This is a genomic window from Curtobacterium sp. MCLR17_054 (genome assembly GCF_003234335.2).
Lineage (GTDB): Bacteria > Actinomycetota > Actinomycetes > Actinomycetales > Microbacteriaceae > Curtobacterium > Curtobacterium flaccumfaciens.
The window spans coordinates 2,514,065-2,531,448 of record NZ_CP126263.1 but is presented as its reverse complement, the minus strand read 5'-3'; the positions used below and the strand labels follow the sequence as shown (position 1 = coordinate 2,531,448).

Annotated in this window: 14 protein-coding genes; 5 read left to right on the top strand and 9 right to left on the bottom strand. The window is 71.3% G+C overall.

Features of this window, described 5'->3' with window-relative positions:
* Positions 1-4: 4 nt before the first annotated feature.
* The 4 genes from rfbB to DEJ08_RS11940 are packed head-to-tail and all read right to left on the bottom strand — an operon-like array spanning position 5 to position 5,091.
* Entirely contained in the window at positions 5-991 is a 987-nt protein-coding gene (gene rfbB / locus DEJ08_RS11955; protein WP_111054483.1) for a dTDP-glucose 4,6-dehydratase, read from the bottom strand.
* Complete coding sequence (locus tag DEJ08_RS11950) at positions 988-2,604, bottom strand: glycosyltransferase family 39 protein (RefSeq protein WP_111054484.1); 1,617 nt, start codon at positions 2,602-2,604, stop codon at positions 988-990. Before DEJ08_RS11950 ends, rfbB begins: the two co-directional genes overlap by 4 nt.
* Positions 2,601-4,160, bottom strand: a complete 1,560-nt coding sequence (locus DEJ08_RS11945; protein ID WP_111054485.1) for an ArnT family glycosyltransferase — start codon at positions 4,158-4,160, stop codon at positions 2,601-2,603. The genes DEJ08_RS11950 and DEJ08_RS11945 overlap by 4 nt, the downstream gene beginning before the upstream one ends.
* Positions 4,150-5,091 (bottom strand): glycosyltransferase family 2 protein, encoded by a 942-nt coding sequence (locus DEJ08_RS11940; RefSeq protein WP_111029469.1) that lies wholly within the window; start codon positions 5,089-5,091, stop codon positions 4,150-4,152. The genes DEJ08_RS11945 and DEJ08_RS11940 overlap by 11 nt, the downstream gene beginning before the upstream one ends.
* A gap of 98 nt (positions 5,092-5,189) precedes the next feature.
* Between DEJ08_RS11940 and DEJ08_RS11935 the strand changes: the two genes are divergently transcribed.
* The 3 genes from DEJ08_RS11935 (at position 5,190) to DEJ08_RS11925 (ending at position 8,529) form a co-directional block, all read left to right on the top strand.
* The gene (locus DEJ08_RS11935; RefSeq protein WP_017888782.1) at positions 5,190-5,798 is read left to right on the top strand and encodes a dTDP-4-dehydrorhamnose 3,5-epimerase family protein; all 609 of its coding nucleotides are present in this window, start codon (positions 5,190-5,192) and stop codon (positions 5,796-5,798) included.
* A 14-nt stretch (positions 5,799-5,812) separates the two neighbouring features.
* The gene (rfbA, locus tag DEJ08_RS11930; RefSeq protein ID WP_111029470.1) at positions 5,813-6,676 is read left to right on the top strand and encodes a glucose-1-phosphate thymidylyltransferase RfbA; all 864 of its coding nucleotides are present in this window, start codon (positions 5,813-5,815) and stop codon (positions 6,674-6,676) included.
* A gap of 140 nt (positions 6,677-6,816) precedes the next feature.
* A complete protein-coding gene (locus DEJ08_RS11925) occupies positions 6,817-8,529 on the top strand; it encodes a glycosyltransferase (RefSeq protein WP_146248485.1) in 1,713 nt (570 codons plus the stop codon).
* A 110-nt stretch (positions 8,530-8,639) separates the two neighbouring features.
* On the opposite strand, the gene DEJ08_RS11920 is transcribed toward DEJ08_RS11925, so the two are convergent.
* The 5 genes from DEJ08_RS11920 to DEJ08_RS11900 all read right to left on the bottom strand — a co-directional run bounded on the left by DEJ08_RS11920 (position 8,640) and on the right by DEJ08_RS11900 (position 13,964).
* Positions 8,640-9,494 (bottom strand): glycosyltransferase family 2 protein, encoded by an 855-nt coding sequence (locus tag DEJ08_RS11920; protein ID WP_111054487.1) that lies wholly within the window; start codon positions 9,492-9,494, stop codon positions 8,640-8,642.
* The gene (locus tag DEJ08_RS11915) at positions 9,491-10,660 is read right to left on the bottom strand and encodes a glycosyltransferase family 4 protein (protein WP_220035448.1); all 1,170 of its coding nucleotides are present in this window, start codon (positions 10,658-10,660) and stop codon (positions 9,491-9,493) included. The genes DEJ08_RS11920 and DEJ08_RS11915 overlap by 4 nt, the downstream gene beginning before the upstream one ends.
* 74 nt (positions 10,661-10,734) lie before the next feature.
* Complete coding sequence (locus tag DEJ08_RS11910) at positions 10,735-11,910, bottom strand: glycosyltransferase family 2 protein (protein ID WP_258367052.1); 1,176 nt, start codon at positions 11,908-11,910, stop codon at positions 10,735-10,737.
* Positions 11,829-13,058 carry an ABC transporter ATP-binding protein gene (locus tag DEJ08_RS11905; protein ID WP_111054489.1) on the bottom strand — a complete coding sequence of 410 codons (1,230 nt, stop codon included), beginning with the start codon at positions 13,056-13,058 and terminating at the stop codon, positions 11,829-11,831. The genes DEJ08_RS11910 and DEJ08_RS11905 overlap by 82 nt, the downstream gene beginning before the upstream one ends.
* Before the next feature lie 3 nt (positions 13,059-13,061).
* Positions 13,062-13,964, bottom strand: coding sequence for an ABC transporter permease (locus DEJ08_RS11900; RefSeq protein ID WP_111029474.1), 903 nt, complete (start codon positions 13,962-13,964; stop codon positions 13,062-13,064).
* 189 nt (positions 13,965-14,153) lie between these two features.
* Between DEJ08_RS11900 and DEJ08_RS11895 the strand changes: the two genes are divergently transcribed.
* Together DEJ08_RS11895 and DEJ08_RS11890 are read left to right on the top strand one after the other, a co-directional pair.
* A complete protein-coding gene (locus tag DEJ08_RS11895; RefSeq protein WP_111054490.1) occupies positions 14,154-14,762 on the top strand; it encodes a hypothetical protein in 609 nt (202 codons plus the stop codon).
* On the top strand, positions 14,762-17,347 hold the full coding sequence (locus DEJ08_RS11890; RefSeq protein ID WP_284180465.1) for a hypothetical protein: 2,586 nt from the start codon (positions 14,762-14,764) through the stop codon (positions 17,345-17,347). The genes DEJ08_RS11895 and DEJ08_RS11890 overlap by 1 nt, the downstream gene beginning before the upstream one ends.
* Positions 17,348-17,384 lie beyond the last annotated feature (37 nt).

Sequence of the window (17,384 nt, the reverse complement as noted above, 5' to 3'; positions counted from 1 at the left end):
CGGTTCAGCTCAGGGCCGCACGCTGCTTGAGCGGCTCCCACCAGGCGCGGTTGTCGCGGTACCACTGCACGACGTCGGCCAGGCCCTGCTCGAACGGCACGAGCGGCTCGTAGCCGAGCTCGGCCTGGATCTTCGAGATGTCGACCGAGTAGCGCAGGTCGTGGCCGAGACGGTCGGCGACGCGGTCGACGTACGACCAGTCCTTGCCGGTCGCGTCGAGCAGCAGCTGCGTGAGCTCCTTGTTGGTCAGCTCGGTGCCGCCGCCGATGTTGTAGATCTCGCCGGCGCGGCCACGGGTCAGGACCATCGCGATGCCACGGGTGTGGTCGTCGACGTGCAGCCAGTCGCGGATGTTGTTGCCCTCGCCGTACAGCGGCACGTGCACGTCGTCGATGAGGTTGGTGACGAAGAGCGGGATGACCTTCTCGGGGAAGTGGTACGGCCCGTAGTTGTTCGAGCAGCGCGTGATCGAGAGGTTCAGCCCGTGCGTGCGGTGGTAGCTGCGAGCGAGCAGGTCGCTGCCGGCCTTCGACGCCGAGTACGGCGAGTTCGGCTCGAGCGGGCGCTCCTCGTTCCACGAGCCCTCGCTGATGGAGCCGTAGACCTCGTCGGTGGAGACGTGCACGAACCGCTCGGTGCCGTGGCGGAGCGCGGCGTCGAGCAGGCGCTGGGTGCCCACGACGTTGGTCTCGACGAAGATGCCGGAGTCGCGGACCGAGCGGTCGACGTGGGACTCGGCGGCGAAGTGCACGATGGCGTCGACGGTCGGGACGACCTCGTCGAGCTTCGCGGCGTCGCGGATGTCGCCGTGCACGAAGGTGTAGCGGGGGGAGTCGGCGACCGGGGCGAGGTTCGCTTCGTTGCCGGAGTAGGTCAGTGCGTCGTAGACGACGACCTCGGCGCCCTCGAGGCCGGGGTACGCGTCCTCCAGCGTGCGGCGGACGAAGTTCGAGCCGATGAAGCCGGCTCCTCCGGTGACGAGGATCTTCACGAGTTCTCTTTCCTGACGGTCGGTTCGTGGGTCGGCGGCGATTCTAGCGGGCCGCTGGTGGGGTCGGCGGGCTCGGCGGCTTCGGCGTCGGCGGGCTCGGCGGTGGTGGCGGGTGCTCCCGGCTCGGCGACGGTGCGCCACACCAGGACGACGGTCGCGACGGCGGCGGCCGTGAACACGATGGCGACCAGCAGGATCGCGAACGGCCCGGCGACCGCGCCGCCGGCCATCGCGGAGATCCCGCCGGGCGTGATGCGGAACTGCGTGTTCTCCCACCCGCCGCGGTAGGTCAGGCCGATGCCGTACGTGCCGATCGCGAGCGAACCGACGACCGCCAGCCGGGCCAGGCGTCGGCGGAGCTCCGGACGGACGACGAGGGCGTGCCACGCGACCGCCTGTGCGAGCACGAGCGCGACGACCGCGACGAACAGGAACCGGCCCTGCAGCCCGTTGCCCTGGTGCGTGCCGAGGTAGTTCCGCCAGTTGTAGGCGAGGGTGGCGACGAGGACGACCGTCGGCCAGACGAGCAGGATCGTGGTCACCCGGCGACCCGGAGCCCGGCGGGCGTACGACCACCCGATGACGGCCAGTCCGACGATCGCGAGCGTGTCGATGACCATCGCCGGCAACGGCCACTGGTTCGCACCGAGTGCGCCGAAGAACGAGGCGGTCAGGCCGTCCCACTGGCGCCCGGCGAACGCCCCGGGGTTCGCACCGCCCGCCGGGTACGGCTGCACGGTCGTGACGGCGCGCAGGGCGTCGGGCAGGAGCGTCCCGCTCACGAGCAGCGTCCGCACCCACCACCAGCCGGACACGGCGACGGCAGCGAGGACGACCACGCCGGCGTGCAGGGCCCGGCGACGCCACGTCCGGCCCGGTGCCAGGACGGACACGAGGACGACGAACGGGATCGCCAGGAGCCCCAGCGCGTTCAGGGCGGCCAGCCCGGTGACGGCCACGGCGAGCCCGGCGGTGGTCCACCACGAGCGATCACCGGTCAGCACGCGTGCACTCAGCCAGACGAGCACGGCACCGAGCAGCACGACCGGTGCCCACACCGTGACGCCGGAGGTGACCTGCGCCAGCTGCGGGACGGCGAAGAGCAGGACCGGGGCGACGAGTGCCGTGCGGGGCGAGCGGGTCACCCGACGGACCGTCGCCCAGACCAGGACCGGCAGCGCGGTGACGAGCAGCACGTCGAACACGCGGAGCACGAGCACCGAGGTCGCCCAGTCGTGGGAGCCGAACCGGATGACGCGCAGGATCCCGGCGGCCACCAACCAGTAGGTCGGCGGGTTCTGGGACATCGGGTCGATCGCGGGGGAGTCCCCGGGCACCGCCGCCAGCAGCGCGTCGACCGTGGGGCGGTCGACGGCCGGTGCGGGGTGCTCGACGATCTGCCGCACGGCGGCGAGGTAGTGCATCTCGCCGCCGTGCGGCCAGCCGAGTCCGAGCGCGAGGCGGAACGCGGCGTCGACGTGTGCGGGCTCGTCGGGTGCCCCGAAGGCCGGGGTGACCAGGGCGAAGGTCAGCAGGAAGGCGAGCCAGGCCAGCGTCACGGTGCCGAGCAGGACCCACTCGTGCCGGCCGACGAGCGGTCGCGGGGCGCTCACGCGGGGACCTCCGGACGGCGCATGAACCGGACGAGCAGCACGGCGGTGACGGTCAGTGCGACCGCGGCGACGGCGACGAGGGTGAAGTTCGTGCCGGCGGGGACCATGCCGTAGCGGTCGAACCGGCCGACCGCGAACTCGTCGACCCAGAAGGCGGCGTCGCGCCCGAAGGCCCGCAGCGCGTAGACGACGCCGTACAGCGCGATGGCCATCGCCGCGATCGACATCCCGACGGCGAGCCGGGTGGTGCCGGCTGCCGTCACGGTGACCCGGCGCCAGGCGAGGGCGCTCAGGGCGATGAGGGCGATGAGCGTGGGGTAGTAGTAGCGCCCCTGGGTGCCGGCGACGATGGTGCTCCGGACGTACCCGCCCCACCCGCTCTGCAGGTGCAGGGCGATGAGGATCACGGGGAACGACGCCAGCACGATCGCCGGGCGGAGCGACGGGCCGCGGCGGAAGCCCCAGACGACGATGCCGACGAGCGACGCGATGGTCAGCCCGTCGATCAGGACCTGGGCGAGCTGGAACTGGGTGAGACCACCGACGCTGCCCCAGAAGGTGCGGGTGACGCCGTTCCAGTAGTCGCGGAGGAACACCTCGGGGCTGGCGGCGGTGCCGGCCGGGAACGGCATCGGCGGACGTGCGCCGGCCATGCCGTCCGGCTGGATGTCGCGGTACACGAGGATGTTGCGCAGCCACCACCAGCCACCGACGACGGCGGCGAGCCCCAGGGTCCACAGCGTCCGGAGCGCGTTCCGCCAGACGGTCGCCCGGGTGCAGCCCGCGGCCATCACGGCGATGCCCACGAACGGGATCGCGGGGAGCGCGGTGCCCTTGACGAGCAGCATCGCGCCGAGCAGCAGCCCGATCCAGATGGTCGTGCGCACCCGCAGGTCGCCGGTGAGCAGTCGCACCACGAAGTACACGAGCGCCCCGGACAGCGGCAGCATGAGCGCGTCGTTCGTGACCGAGGTGCCGATCGAGGCGACCTCGGGCAGGGCGAACACCGCCGCACCGCCGACCAGGGCGGCCCGTGGTGACCGCGTCAGCCGACGCACGGTGGCCCACGCCAGGAACGGCAGCGGCAGGACGAGCAGGGCGTCGAACAGTCGCAGCACCATGACGGCGAGGTCCCAGCGGAGGTCCTCGAAGTGCACCAGCTGCAGGACCCCGGCGGCCAGGGCGTAGTACGTGGCGGGGTGCTGCGACATCTGGTCGATGCTCGTCGGGTGCACGCCCGGGAACTCGCGGAGCAACTCGCCCCACGTCTGGTTCACGTCGGTCGACTGCCGCATGTTGCTGATCTGGGTGTCGTGCACCGCGTTGAGGTAGTGCATCGCGCCGGGCGCCGGCCAGCCGTCACCGATCGCCAGGTGCAGCACGGCGTCGACGTGGGTCGGCTCGTCCGGGGCCTTGTACGTCGTGGTGACGACGGCCCAGACCGCGAGGACGGCGGCGAAGGCCACCGTCAACGCGATCACGAGGATGCGCTCGCGCCGCCCGACCGCGGGTCGGACGTCGGAGCGCGACACGGCCGGGGCCGTGTCAGTCGCCATACCGCTGCAGTTTCTGCAGGTCGAGCTGCTCCTCGGCCAGCGTGCGGTTGAGGCGGGTGAGGTCGGCCACGACGCCGATGACTATGGAGAGGAGCGCCGTGATGAGCAGGACGACACCGAGGATGATCGACTGCAGGTGGTTGCCGCCGGTCTGCATCGCCAGGAGCACCAGGTAGCGGATGAGCGGCCAGAGCCCGAGCGCACCGAGCACCGCGGCGACCCAGAGGAACAGGGCCATCGGCCGGTACATCAGGTAGACGCGGGCGATCGCCGAGCCGGACTCGAACATGTGCTGGAAGATGTTGTTGAAGAGCCGCGACTCGCGGGTCTTCGGGTTCGTCGTGATCGGCACCGACGCGATCGCCAGGCGCTTGTAGCCGGCCTGCACGATGGTCTCCATGCAGTAGCTGAAGCGCGTCACGATGTTCAGGCGGATGAGCGAGTACTTCGAGTACGCGCGGAACCCGCTGGCCGCGTCGGGCAGGTCGAGCCCGGCAGCGCGGCTGGCGACCCACGAGCCGAAGCGCTGCATGATCTTCTTGAAGCCGGAGAAGTGCTCGATGGTGCGCGTCTGCCGGTCACCGATGACGATCTCGGCCTCCTTACGGAGGATCGGCTGCACGAGCTCGGCGATCTGTGCCTGCGGGTACTGGTTGTCCCCGTCGGTGTTCACGACGATGTCCGCACCGTGCAGCAGCGCGTAGTCGACGCCGTCACGGAACGAACGGGCGAGACCCATGTTCGTGGTGTGGTGGACGAAGTGCTTGACGCCGTGCTCCTTGGCGACCTCGACGGTGCGGTCGGTGCTGCCGTCGTTGATCACCAGGATCTCGATCTCGTCGATGCCGTCGATCTCCCGCGGGATGGAGTCGATGACGCTGGCGAGGGTGTTCTCCTCGTTGAGGCAGGGGATCTGGACGAATAGCTTCACGGGCTCGCTTGGTCTCGTTTCGGGAGTCGCAGCGCGCGGGGCGCGGGGCACAGAACCAGGACAGCCTATGCGAACTCACGGCTTGCTAGGCTTCCCCGGTGCAGATCCGCGAACTGAAGATCCCTGGCGCGTGGGAGTTCACGCCCGTCCAGCACGGCGACGCACGAGGAGCATTCCTCGAGGCGTACCGCGCCGACGTGCTCGAGGAGACCGTCGGTCACCCGCTCGACCTCCGCCAGGTGAACATGTCGATCTCCGCGGCCGGTGTCGCCCGCGGGATCCACTACGCCCTCGTGGCACCGAGCCAGGCGAAGTACGTCACCGCCGTGCGCGGGGCGTTCATCGACTACATCGTCGACATCCGCGTCGGGTCCCCGACGTTCGGCCAGTGGGACTCCGTCCGGATCGACGACGTCGACCGCAAGGCCGTCTACCTGTCCGAGGGGCTCGGCCACGCGATCGTCGCGCTCGAGGACCAGTCGACCGTGAACTACCTGGTCAGCGCGCACTACGACCCCGAGCGTGAGAAGGGGATCACGATCCTCGACCCGACGGTCGGGCTCGACCTGCCCGAGGGCCTCGGCGAGCTGGTGCTGTCCGAGAAGGACACCAGCGCCCCCACCCTCGAGGAAGCCGCGGCACAGGGCCTGCTGCCGACGTACGAGGAGTGCGTCGCGTACACCGAGTCGCTCCGGACGAAGAAGTAAGGGACGGGACACCGATGAAGGGCATCATCCTCGCCGGCGGTTCCGGCACGCGCCTCTGGCCGATCACCAAGGGCATCAGCAAGCAGCTCATGCCGATCTACGACAAGCCGATGGTCTACTACCCCCTGTCGACCCTGATGATGGCGGGCGTCCGAGAGGTGTTGGTCATCACGACGCCGGAGTACAACGACCAGTTCCGGGCCCTGCTCGGTGACGGCTCGGCGCTCGGCATGGAGATCCAGTACGCCGTGCAGCCGTCCCCGGACGGTCTGGCGCAGGCCTTCGTCATCGGCGAGGAGTTCATCGGCGACGACAGCGTCGCCCTCGTCCTCGGCGACAACATCTTCCACGGCACCGGCCTCGGCACGAACCTCCGGAAGAACACCGACGTCCAGGGTGCGACGATCTTCGCCTACCACGTGGCCGACCCGAAGGCGTACGGCGTCGTGGAGTTCGACGACGACTTCACCGCCGTCTCCATCGAGGAGAAGCCGGCCGAGCCGAAGTCGAACTACGCCGTCCCCGGCCTGTACTTCTACGACAACAAGGTCATCGAGATCGCCAAGACGATCGAGCCGAGCGCCCGTGGCGAGCTCGAGATCTCCACGGTCAACGAGCGCTACCTCGAGGCAGGCGAGCTCGGCGTCCAGGTCCTCGACCGCGGCACCGCGTGGCTCGACACCGGCACGTTCGAGTCGATGATGCAGGCGTCGGAGTACGTGAAGGTCATCGAGGACCGTCAGGGCTTCAAGATCGGCTGCATCGAGGAGATCGCCTGGCGGAACGGCTGGATCGACGACGCGCAGCTCGCCGAGCTCGCCGCGCCGCTGGTCAAGGGCGGCTACGGCGTCTACCTGCAGCGACTCCTCGGCGTCTAGCTCCGCACGTGACCCCCGCCCCTGGTTGGTTCGGTCGACGCCGCCGTCCGGAGGCGACGGCCTCCGGCCTCCCCGGCCACCCCGGCCACCCCGGCCAGGAGGCCCGTCCCGCGTCCGTGACGGCGGCGTCCGTCGTTCCCGTGACCGGGTTCCCGGACCCGCTGCCGCGGCTGGACCAGGACGTCACGGTGCTCGTCACGACCCGTTCGGACCGGCACGCCGAGGTCGGCCGGCTCGTGTCGGTCGCCCGTGATGCCTTCGGCCGCGGGGTCGACGTCCGCGCCGTGAGCTACGTGGCGGATGCCTCGCCGGTCGACCCGTTCGGTCGTCGCCTGCCGTGGGTCCGACCGGAACCCGTCGACGGCCTCGGCTCGGCGATCAACGCCGGTGTCGCAGCCGGTGTGGGCCGGACGCTCGTGGTGGTCGACACCTCGGTGTCGGTCGACGTGCCGGCGCTGCACGCGCTGGCGGCGGCGGGCTCGGTCGCGCAGGCCCGGGTCCGGATGCCGGACCGCACGCTCCGCTCCGGTGCCCGGCTGCTGCGCCCCGGTGCCCTGCCGTGGTCGGACGACCGCGCCGACACCGTGACGGGCGTCGACACCGTCTTCGCGGCGGACCAGCCGGTGCTCTCGGTGCCGGGGGCGGCGCTGGTGCCGGCACCGTGCCTCCCGGACGAACGCATGACCCTGACGGCCTGGACCCGCGCGGTCGCCGATGCCCACGGCGGAGCGGTGCGCGTCGTCGGCGAGGCGACCCGCTCGGTCGAGGCCGGCCGCACCGTCGACGCCGCGACCGTCGACGCGTTCACCGCCTGGCGCGACCGCGCGTCCGAGGGCGCCGGTGTCGTCGCCGGACCGCCGCTGCCGCCCTGGGGTGCCCGGCCGGTGGCCTCGGCCGCGCGCCTGACCGGTGGCGACGCCGAACACCTCACCTGGTCGCTCAAGATCGCTGCGCCCGCCGGGCCGGAGGGCGACGGCTGGGGCGACGTGCACTTCGCCGCCGAGCTCGCCGGGGCACTCGAGCGGCTCGGGCAGCGGGTCCGGATCGACCGACGCGACGCCCACGTGCGGGACGACGATGCCTCGGACGACGTCACCCTGGTGATCCGGGGCCTCGACCGGGTGCCGCCGAACCCGGCGTCGGCGAACCTGCTCTGGGTGATCAGCCACCCCGACGACGTCGCCGACACCGAACTGCGGTCGTTCGACGCGGTGTTCGCGGCCGGGCCGGTGTGGGCAGCCGCAGCCGCTGCGCGTGCGGGCGTGCCGGTCCGGACCCTGCTGCAGGCGACCGAGCCGGCGGTGTTCCACCCGGTCGCGCGCACGGCGACGAGTCCCGATGCCGACCACGTGGTGTTCGTCGGCTCGACTCGCGGTGCCGCGCGGCCCATCGTGTCCGACGCGGTCGCGCTCGGTGCCGATCTGCGCGTGCACGGTCCGGGCTGGGACGAGGTCGTCCCCGCGGAGTCGCTCGGCGAACCGTCGCTGACCCGGGCCGAGGTCGCGGCGGCCTACGCCTCGGCGCGTGTGGTGCTCAACGACCACTGGCCCGACATGGCCGCCGGGGGCTTCGTGTCGAACCGGGTGTTCGACGTGCTGGCGTCCGGGGGAGTCGTCGTGACCGACCCGGTGGCCGGGCTGTCCGACGTGCTGGACGTCCCGACGCTCGCGGTCGCGCGCTCCCGCGACGAGTTGGCCGACCTGCTCGAACCGGCGCGCGCGTGGCCGTCGGCTGCCGAGCGGGCCGCCGTGGCCGAGCGCATCGCCGCCGAGCACTCCTTCGACGCCCGCGCTGCCGTACTGCTTGCGGCGGCCCGCGCGTCGCGCGCGCGCCTGCACCCCCGCCGCCCCTGACGCCCCCGGGCCCGCAAGACACCGGTGTTCGCACTCGGAACACCCGCAGACCGCGGTGCAACGCGCGAACACCGGTGTCTTGCGAACGAGACAGCCCGACCGAGCGGGAGCTACTTGCGCGTGACCCAGCGTGCGCGGAGCGACAGGCCCGCGTGCAGGGCGACGCGCAGGGGCCAGAGCCACCACGCGCGGTACTTCCGCGACAGGAACCGGTACGCGCTGCGGTGGTGCTCGATCTCCATGCGGCGCCGGTTGGACGACGTCGAGTGGGCTCCGGTGTGGGTGACGACCGCCGAGGGCACGTACACGTTCGCCCGGCCCGACCGTCCGACGCGCTGCCCGAGGTCGACGTCCTCGAAGTACATGAAGTACGACTCGTCGAACCCGTCGAGTTCGCGGAAGAGCGACGTCCGGATGAGGAAGCACGCGCCGGAGAGCCATCCGGCCTCGCGCTCGACGACCTTCGTGGTGGACCAGTACCGCTGGCTCCACGGGTTCGCCGGCCAGAACCGCGAGAACGCCGCGTGGCCGAGGCCGGTCCGGAGCGAGGGGAGCTGCCGGGCGGACGGGTAGGTCTCGCCCTGGTCGTCGAGGATCCGGGGGCCGAACGACCCACCCGACGGCAACCGGTCGGCGGCGGCCACGAGTTCGTCGATCGAGCCCTCGCCGAGCACGACGTCGGGGTTCGTCACGAGCAGGAACTCCGGGCGGACGTCCGGCAGCACGTCGTCGAGGGCGCTCAGGGCCGCGTCGATCCCACCGCCGTAGCCGCGGTTGCCACCGGAGGACACCACGACGGCGCCGTACGACTCACCGATCGCCCGGAGTGCGTCGATGTCGGCCGAACCGTTGTCCGCGATGACGACGGCGACCGGGTCCTTCGAGGCACCGGCGACGCTCGCCAGGAACGGCCGGATGGTCTCGCCGGTGTTGTAGGTGACCGTCAGCACCGCGACCCGGATCACCGCACACCTCCGGCGACGGACTCGTAGGCCTCGACGTGCACCGCGGCGGTGGCCTCCCAGGTGAACGAGGAGGCCCGCGTCAGCGCCGCCGCACGGTGCGACGCCACGAGCGCGGGATCGTCCAGCAGCGCCGTCATCGCGGACGCCAGCGCGGTGGCGTCGGGCTCGCTGTAGACGGCCGCGTTACCGCCGACCTCGGGCAGCGACAGCCGCCGGGTGGTCAGGACGCACGCGCCGGAGGCCATCGCCTCGACCACCGGCAGGCCGAAGCCCTCACCGAGGGACGGGTAGACGACGAACTCGGCACCGCCGAGGAACCCGGCGAGGTCCTCGAGCGGCAGGTAGCCGGCCTCGATGACGTGGTCGGTGGGCTGCAGGGCGTCGAGCCGCGCGATGGCCGCCTGGTCCCAGCCGCGGGCCCCGGACAGCACGAGCCACGGGGTCTCCGCACCCGGGTGACCGTCCGACCCGGCAGCCGCGCGCGCGGCGCGCACCGAGGCGTACGCGTCGAGCAGCGCCGTGACGTTCTTCCGCGGTTCGATGGTGCCGAGGAACGCGATCCACGGGGCACCCTCGGGCAGGGTGGCGGCGATCCGGGCGTCCTCGACCGCGGCGACGTCGGGCTCGTGGAACACCATGCGGTCGACGCCGAGCGGTGCGACCCGGACGTCGGCGCGGATGCCCCGCACGACCCGGGCGGCCTCGGTCGCGGTCGCGGCGCTCGGCACGATGACGACGGGTCGGGTGCGCAGGGACCGGCGGCTCCACCAGGTGAAGAAGGTGCGCTTCAGGCGCGAGTGCCACTCGGGGTTCGAGAAGAACGTGGCGTCGTGCAGCGTGACGACGGACCCGCCGCGCCAGCCGAACGGGAACGTGTAGTGCGGGGAGTGCAGCACCTGCGCCCCGAGCCGACGGCCGAGCGCCGGCAGCCCGGTCTGCTCCCACAGGAACCGGAGCGGCACCGAGTCGGTCCAGCCCGGCGCCGTGTGCACGGTCGCGTGCGGCGCGACGGCGGTGAAGTGCGGAGCGTGCACGGGGCGGACGACCAGGTGGACGTCGAGCGACGGGTCGGTCAAGTGCGACACGACCCCCTCGACGTAGCGTCCGACGCCGCCGAGCGCCTGCGGTACCGCGGTCCCGTCGACGAGGACGGTGAGCTGCGGCACGCGTGGTTCCTTCCGGGCGGGGACGTCGTGGCCGGGGCCGTCGACGGGGGAGTGTCCAGGATAGCCCGCTGCACTCATGCGCCCGGGTCCACGCTGCGGCGCGGGACGGACGCGCGCCGGGTCTCGCGCAGCCGGCGCGCGAGGTGGACCGGCAGGGTCCCCGCGACGTCCGCGAACGCCGTCAGGACGAGCCGCGCCTCCCGGCGGGTGCGACCGGAGGCCAGCCCGCGCAGGCCGCGCACCAGGGTGCGGACGCTCGCCCGCACGACGGTCGGCCACGGGGCGTGCCAGAGCGCGACGACGATGCGGTTGCGCGCGTTCCGGAAGACGAACAGGTCGCTCTGCACGCCGGACGACGCCGAGTGGTCGTGCTCGACGACCGCGTCGGCCGCGTGCTCGACGCGCCATCCGCGGCGGCGCAGCCGCCAGGCGAGCTCGGTGTCCTCGTAGTACATGAACAGGGACTCGTCGAGCAGGCCGACGTCGTCCAGCGCCGTTCGGCGGAGCGCGGACGCGCCGCCGGAGAACCCGAAGACGTCGACGTCGGCGACCCGGTCGACGGGCGCGAACCAGTCGCGGTCCATCCCGTTGCCGTCGCGGTCGACACGGACGCCGGTCGAGTTGAGCCGGACCTCGCCGTCCGCCGACGGCGTCCAGCGACGGCCGTCGTGGTCGCGCAGCACGCGCTGGCCGGGGGCGGGCTCCACCCCGGCCGGGAGGCCCGTCCAGCGTCCGGCGAGCACGATCCGGCCCGTCACGGCGGCGACCTCGGGCCCGGCGTGCGCCAGGTGGTCGCGGAGCGCCGCGACGAAGCCCGGTGCGGGCACGGCGTCGTTGTTCAGGAGCACGACGACGTCGGCGTCCGTGTGCCGGATGCCGGTGTTGGCACCGGCCGCGAAGCCGCCGTTGTCGCCGCGTGCGATGACGGTGGCGTCCGGCAGGGCACGGCGGAGCACCGCGACGGAGTCGTCGGACGACCCGTTGTCGACGACGATGACGTCGTCGGGCGTGCCCTCGTCGAGCACGGCGCGGACGGCCGCGGTGGTCAGGTCGGCGCGGTTCCAGTTCACGACGACGACCGCGGTGCGGAGCGTGCCGTCGGCCCGTGGCGCGGAGCCGGCACGGGGCGTGCCGTCGGCGCTGGTCCCGGTGTCGCCGTCGTCCGGGGTCAGTCGAGCTCCTCGATCGAGGGTTCGGCGTAGACCGTGCCCACGGCGTGCTCGAACCCGGGGACCTCGAACGAGTCGCACTCCGGCATGTCGTGCAGGTGGCGCCCGGCGGAGTCCATCATCGACACGTTGATGAAGTACTTGCCGGTGCCGAACGCGGTGTCGGCGATCCGCAGGCGGAGCTTCCGGCGACCGTGCAGCGGCTGCAGTTCGAGGCCCATGATGCCGGTGGTGGTGCCGTAGACGACCTGACCCCCGGCGTTGTTGATCTGGACCGCGGCCTCCCAGTCGGCGATGCCGTCGAGGTGCTCGAACTCCATGTCCACGACGAGGTCGTCGCCGGGCATGACGTCCGCGCGGGGCTCCTTGCCGTCGACGTGCACGCTCGCGCCGATGACCTTGCCCCTGCCGACGGCGACGTCGGTGCTGAGCTCGCCCTGACGGCGTTCCTCGAGCACCTCGCGGAACATGCTCACGGCCTGGACGGGGTCACCGTCGTGCAGCACCTTGCCCTTGTTGAGCAGGACGACGCGGTCGCACATCTCCTGCACCTGGCTGAGGGAGTGCGTGACGATGATGATCGTCTTGCCGGCCTCCTGGAAGGTGCGGATGCGGTCGAGGCACTTGCGCTGGAAGGCCTCGTCACCGACGGCCAGGACCTCGTCGACGAGCAGGACGTCGGGGTCGGTGTGCACGGCGACGGCGAACGCGAGCCGCACGTACATGCCCGATGAGTAGAACTTCACCTGGGTGTCGATGAAGTCCCCGATGCCCGAGAACGCCAGGATGTCGTCGAACTTCTCGTCGGTCTGCTTGCGGCTGAGGCCGAGCAGGCTCGCGTTGAGGTAGACGTTCTCGCGGCCGGACAGGTCGGGGTGGAACCCGGCGCCGAGCTCGAGCAGGGCGGCGAGGCGACCGCGGCGGGACACCGTGCCGGAGGTCGGCTGGATGATGCCGCCGATCGCCTTGAGCAGGGTCGACTTGCCGGAGCCGTTCTGGCCGATGAGCCCGACGGTCGAGCCGGCCTGGATCGACACCGTGACGTCGTCGAGGGCCCAGAAGTCCTGGCGGTGCTTCCGCCCGGCGCGGCCGAGCGTGACGATCCGCTCGCGCAGGGTGTTGTCCTTGCGGACCGTGAAGCGCTTGCGGACGTGGTCGATGACGATGACGTCGGGACGCTCGGCGGTCTCGCCGGCGGTCGACGGGGCGACGGGGGTGCTGATGGCCATGGTCTAGAGCTCCTGCGCGAAGTTGCCCTGCAGGCGGGAGAAGATCCGCTGCGCACCGATGAGGCAGAGGAGGCCGATCACGAACGCGATCCCCAGCCGGAGCATCAGGTGGTCCGGGTACGTGACGTCCGCCGGGTCGTGCAGCCAGATCGCGTTCTGCAGGCCGAGCACCGACAGGGTCAGCGGGTTGTTCGTGTAGAGGGTGAGGAGCCAGTCGGCGTTCACGGTCGCGACCACGCGCGAGTACGAGTAGACGATCGGCGAGGCCCAGAGCAGGACCATCAGGCCGACGTCGATGACGAACTGCACGTCGCGCAGGTACACGTTGAGCGCGGACAGCACCAGGCCGATGGCGGCGCCGTAGACCAGGATCACCGCGAGCGCGGGGATCAGGTAGACCAGACCCTCGTGCCACGGGAAGACGCCGATGACGACCGTCGCGGCCAGCAGGATCGCGAACTGGATGGTGAAGTTCACCAGGGCCGCGCCCACACTGGCGAGCGGGAAGACCTCGCGCGGGACGTAGACCTTCTTGATCAGCCCGGAGTTGCCGACGATCGAGCCGGTCGACCCGGCGACGATCTCGCTGAAGAGCGTGTAGGCGGTCAGGCCGGTGAAGACGTAGATCGCGAAGTTGTCGATGCCGTTGGCGGCGCCGAGGACCTTGCCGATGACGAAGTAGTAGATGAGCAGTTGGGTCAGCGGGCGCACGAGCGTCCACACGAACCCGAGTGCCGAGTCCTTGTAGCGTGCCTTCAGGTCACGTCGGACGAGCATGCCGAGCATCTCGCGCTGCCGGAAGACGTCGCGCAGCTCACGGAAGGTCCCGCGGAAGGCGCTCGTCGGAGCGCCGATCACGACGAGGGGTTCCTTCGCGAGCGCGGTCATGCGGGCTTGGTCGACCATACGTCTCTTCGTTCGTGGGGGCAGGACCGGAACAGCATACTCACCGGGCCCGCGGGACGGGGTTGGGCGACGGTCGTCGTGCACCCCGAGTGGGGGTGATTCCGGCCGATCCAACCCTCAACCTTCACTTTCGAGTTACCGTTGTTGCAACCCGGACCCTTGTCAACATCCACAGGACGGCCCGTCAGCATGCTCCTCGCATCCAGGCCGATCGCTGCGTTCGCGGTGGTCGGTGCACTCAGTCTCCTCTTGGCCGGTTGTTCCGGTGGTGGCGACGACGCCACCCCGTCGCCGTCCGCGTCCGTCTCGCGCACCCCGAGTGCGACCCCGACGGACGACGACTCGGCGACCTCGGCCCCCACCGACGCGGCCTCGACGCCGACCGACGGTGGGTCCGACGACGGTGACGGCGACGACGCCGGCGCCTCCGACGACGACACCCCCGGTGCGTTCCCGGGCAGCGGCGCGACGAACCAGCCGGACGCCGACCCGTCGGAGTACCCGGCCACGGCCGTCGTCACGTTCGCCGGCTGGGACACCGGGTCGAAGACCCTCCAGGCCGGTGGCCTGGTCTCCGGCACCACCGACACGAGCGGGAAGTGCACCTTCACCGCGACGAAGGACGGCGTCACGCGCACCGCCACGAGCACCGCACAGGCGAGTGCCTCGTCGGTGAACTGCGCGCAGGTGTCGTTCCCCGCGGCGAAGGTGTCGAGCGGCACCTGGACCGTCACCCTGACCTACGCCGTCGGCTCCGCGTCGACGACGTCCGACCCCCTGACCGCCGAGGTCCCGTGATGCGCACCCCCCGCACCCCCCGCACCCCCCGCACCACCCGTTCCCCCCGAGCAGCCCGCTCCCGCCGTTCCCTCCGGAGCTCCCTCGCCCTGGTGGCGGCCTTCGCCGTCGCGATGAGCGGCCTGACCTTCGGCACGGTGCTCGCGGAGCAGAACACGACCCAGTCGGCCTCGGCCGCGGTCGCGTCGGACTTCGACCCGGGCAACATCATCAGCGACGCGAACTTCTACAACGGCTCGGCGATGAACGCCGCCGCCGTGCAGTCGTTCCTGACGAGCGTCGCGCCGAACTGCCGGAAGTCGTCGAGCGGCCCCGCCTGCCTGAAGGACTTCTCGCAGAAGATGAGCTCGATCGGTGCCGTCTCCGGCCGGTGCGCGGCCATCGCTGGTGGCACCAAGTCGGCCGCGACGATGATCGCCCAGGTCGGTGCCGCGTGCGGTATCAGCCAGAAGGTGCTCCTCGTGCTCCTGCAGAAGGAGCAGGGCATCGTCACGACGTCCTCGCCGACGTCCTACATGTACCTGCACGCCACCGGCTTCGCGTGCCCGGACACCGCCCCGTGCGACCCGGCGTACTTCGGCTTCGGCCAGCAGGTCTACGCAGCGGCCCTGCAGTTCAAGCGGTACCAGGCGTCGCCGACCTCGTGGGCGTACCAGGCGGGCCGGACGAACTCGATCCTGCTCAACCCGAACGCGGCCTGCGGTCGGAAGTCCGTCTACATCCAGAACCAGGCCACCGCGAGCCTGTACATCTACACCCCGTACACCCCGAACGCGGCGGCCATGTCGAACCTCTACGGTTCCGGTGACAGCTGCTCCGCCTACGGCAACCGCAACTTCTGGCGCATGTACACCGACTGGTTCGGTGCTGCGGCCGGCGGCGGCAACCCCTACGGCGACGTCGACTCCGTGACCGCGACCTCCACCTCGTCGATCACGGTCACCGGCTGGGCGGCCGACCCGGACACCACCAACGCCCTGCGCGTCGCGTTCTACGTCGACGGCGCCGGCGCGAAGACCGTCACCGCGGACAAGACCCGGAGCGACCTGGCCGGCACCCTCGGCGCGAACAACACCCGGCACGGGTTCTCGGCCGAACTGACCGGGCTGAGCCTCGGCAAGCACTCCGTCTGCAGCTACGCCATCAACCAGGGCCGCGGGGCGAACACCCTGCTCGGCTGCTACACCCGGACCATCACGAGCGCGGCCCCCAAGGGCGTCCTCGACTCGGTGACCGGTGGCGTCGGCACGATCTCGGCCACCGGCTGGGTCCTCGACCCCGACTCGTCCAAGCCCGGCTCGTGGAAGATCCTCGTCGACGGCGTGAGCAAGGCGACCGGCACGGCGGACAAGACCCGCACCGACGTGGCGAAGGTCTACCCCGGCGTCGGCAGCACCCTCGGCTTCTCGAAGACGATCGGCGGCATCAGCGCGGGCTCGCGCGCCGTGACGCTGTACGTGATGGACAAGCCCGGCACGAAGTACGTGAAGGTCGCGTCGAAGTCGGTCGTCGTGGACGCCCCGACCACCGGCAAGACCGGCAAGACCGGTGCCGTGCGCGGGTCGTACGACTCCGTCACCGGCGGCGTCGGCACGGCCACCGTGCGCGGCTGGGCGATCGACCCGGACGTGTGGGACCCGGTCAAGTACAAGATCCACGTCGACGGCGTGAGCACGAACAGCGGGGTCGCGGACGCGACCCGCACCGACGTCGAGGCGACGCACCCCACGTGGGGCTCCGACGTCGGCTTGACGCTCCGACTCACCGGCCTGAAGGCGGGCAAGCACACCGTGCGCGTCTACTTCCAGGACCTGCAGGGCGGCAAGTACGTCAGCTTCGGCACCAAGTCCGTGACGGTGACCGCCGCGTCGACCGCCGAACCCGACGCGTCGGGGACGACCGGCAAGACGGGCAAGACCGGCTCGCTCAAGGGTGCGTTCGAGTCCGTGGTCGGTGGCGTGAACAGCGCCACGGTGCGCGGCTGGGCGATCGACCCCGACGTCTGGGACCCCGTCGCCTACAAGATCCACGTCGACGGTGTCGCCATCGCCCCCGGGACCGCGAACGCGAAGCGGACCGACGTCGAGGCCGTGCACCCCGCGTGGGGCTCCGACGTCGGCCTCTCGCTGAAGATCCCCGGGCTGACCGCCGGCACGCACACCGTGCGCGTGTACTTCCGGGAGCTGCCGAGCGGAACGTACAAGAGCTTCGGCACGAAGAGCGTGACGGTCACCGACCCGCCGACCACCGGCAAGACGGGCAAGACCGGCTCGGTCAAGGGCCTGTACGAGTCCGTCACCGGCGGCACGGGCACCATCACCGTGGCCGGCTGGGCGATCGACCCGGACGTCTGGGACCCGGTCAAGTACAAGATCCACCTGGACGGCGTCGCCGTCTCGCCGGGCACCGTCAACGCGACCCGCACCGACGTGCAGGCCGTGCACCCGGACTGGGGTTCGGACGTCGGCCTGTCGCGGAAGCTCACCGGGGTGAAGAAGGGCACGCACACCGTGCGCGTCTACTTCCAGGACCTGCCGAGCGGCACCTACAAGAGCTTCGGCACGAAGACCGTCACCGTGCAGTAGACGGTCACCGTGCAGTAGACGGTCACCACAAGACGGA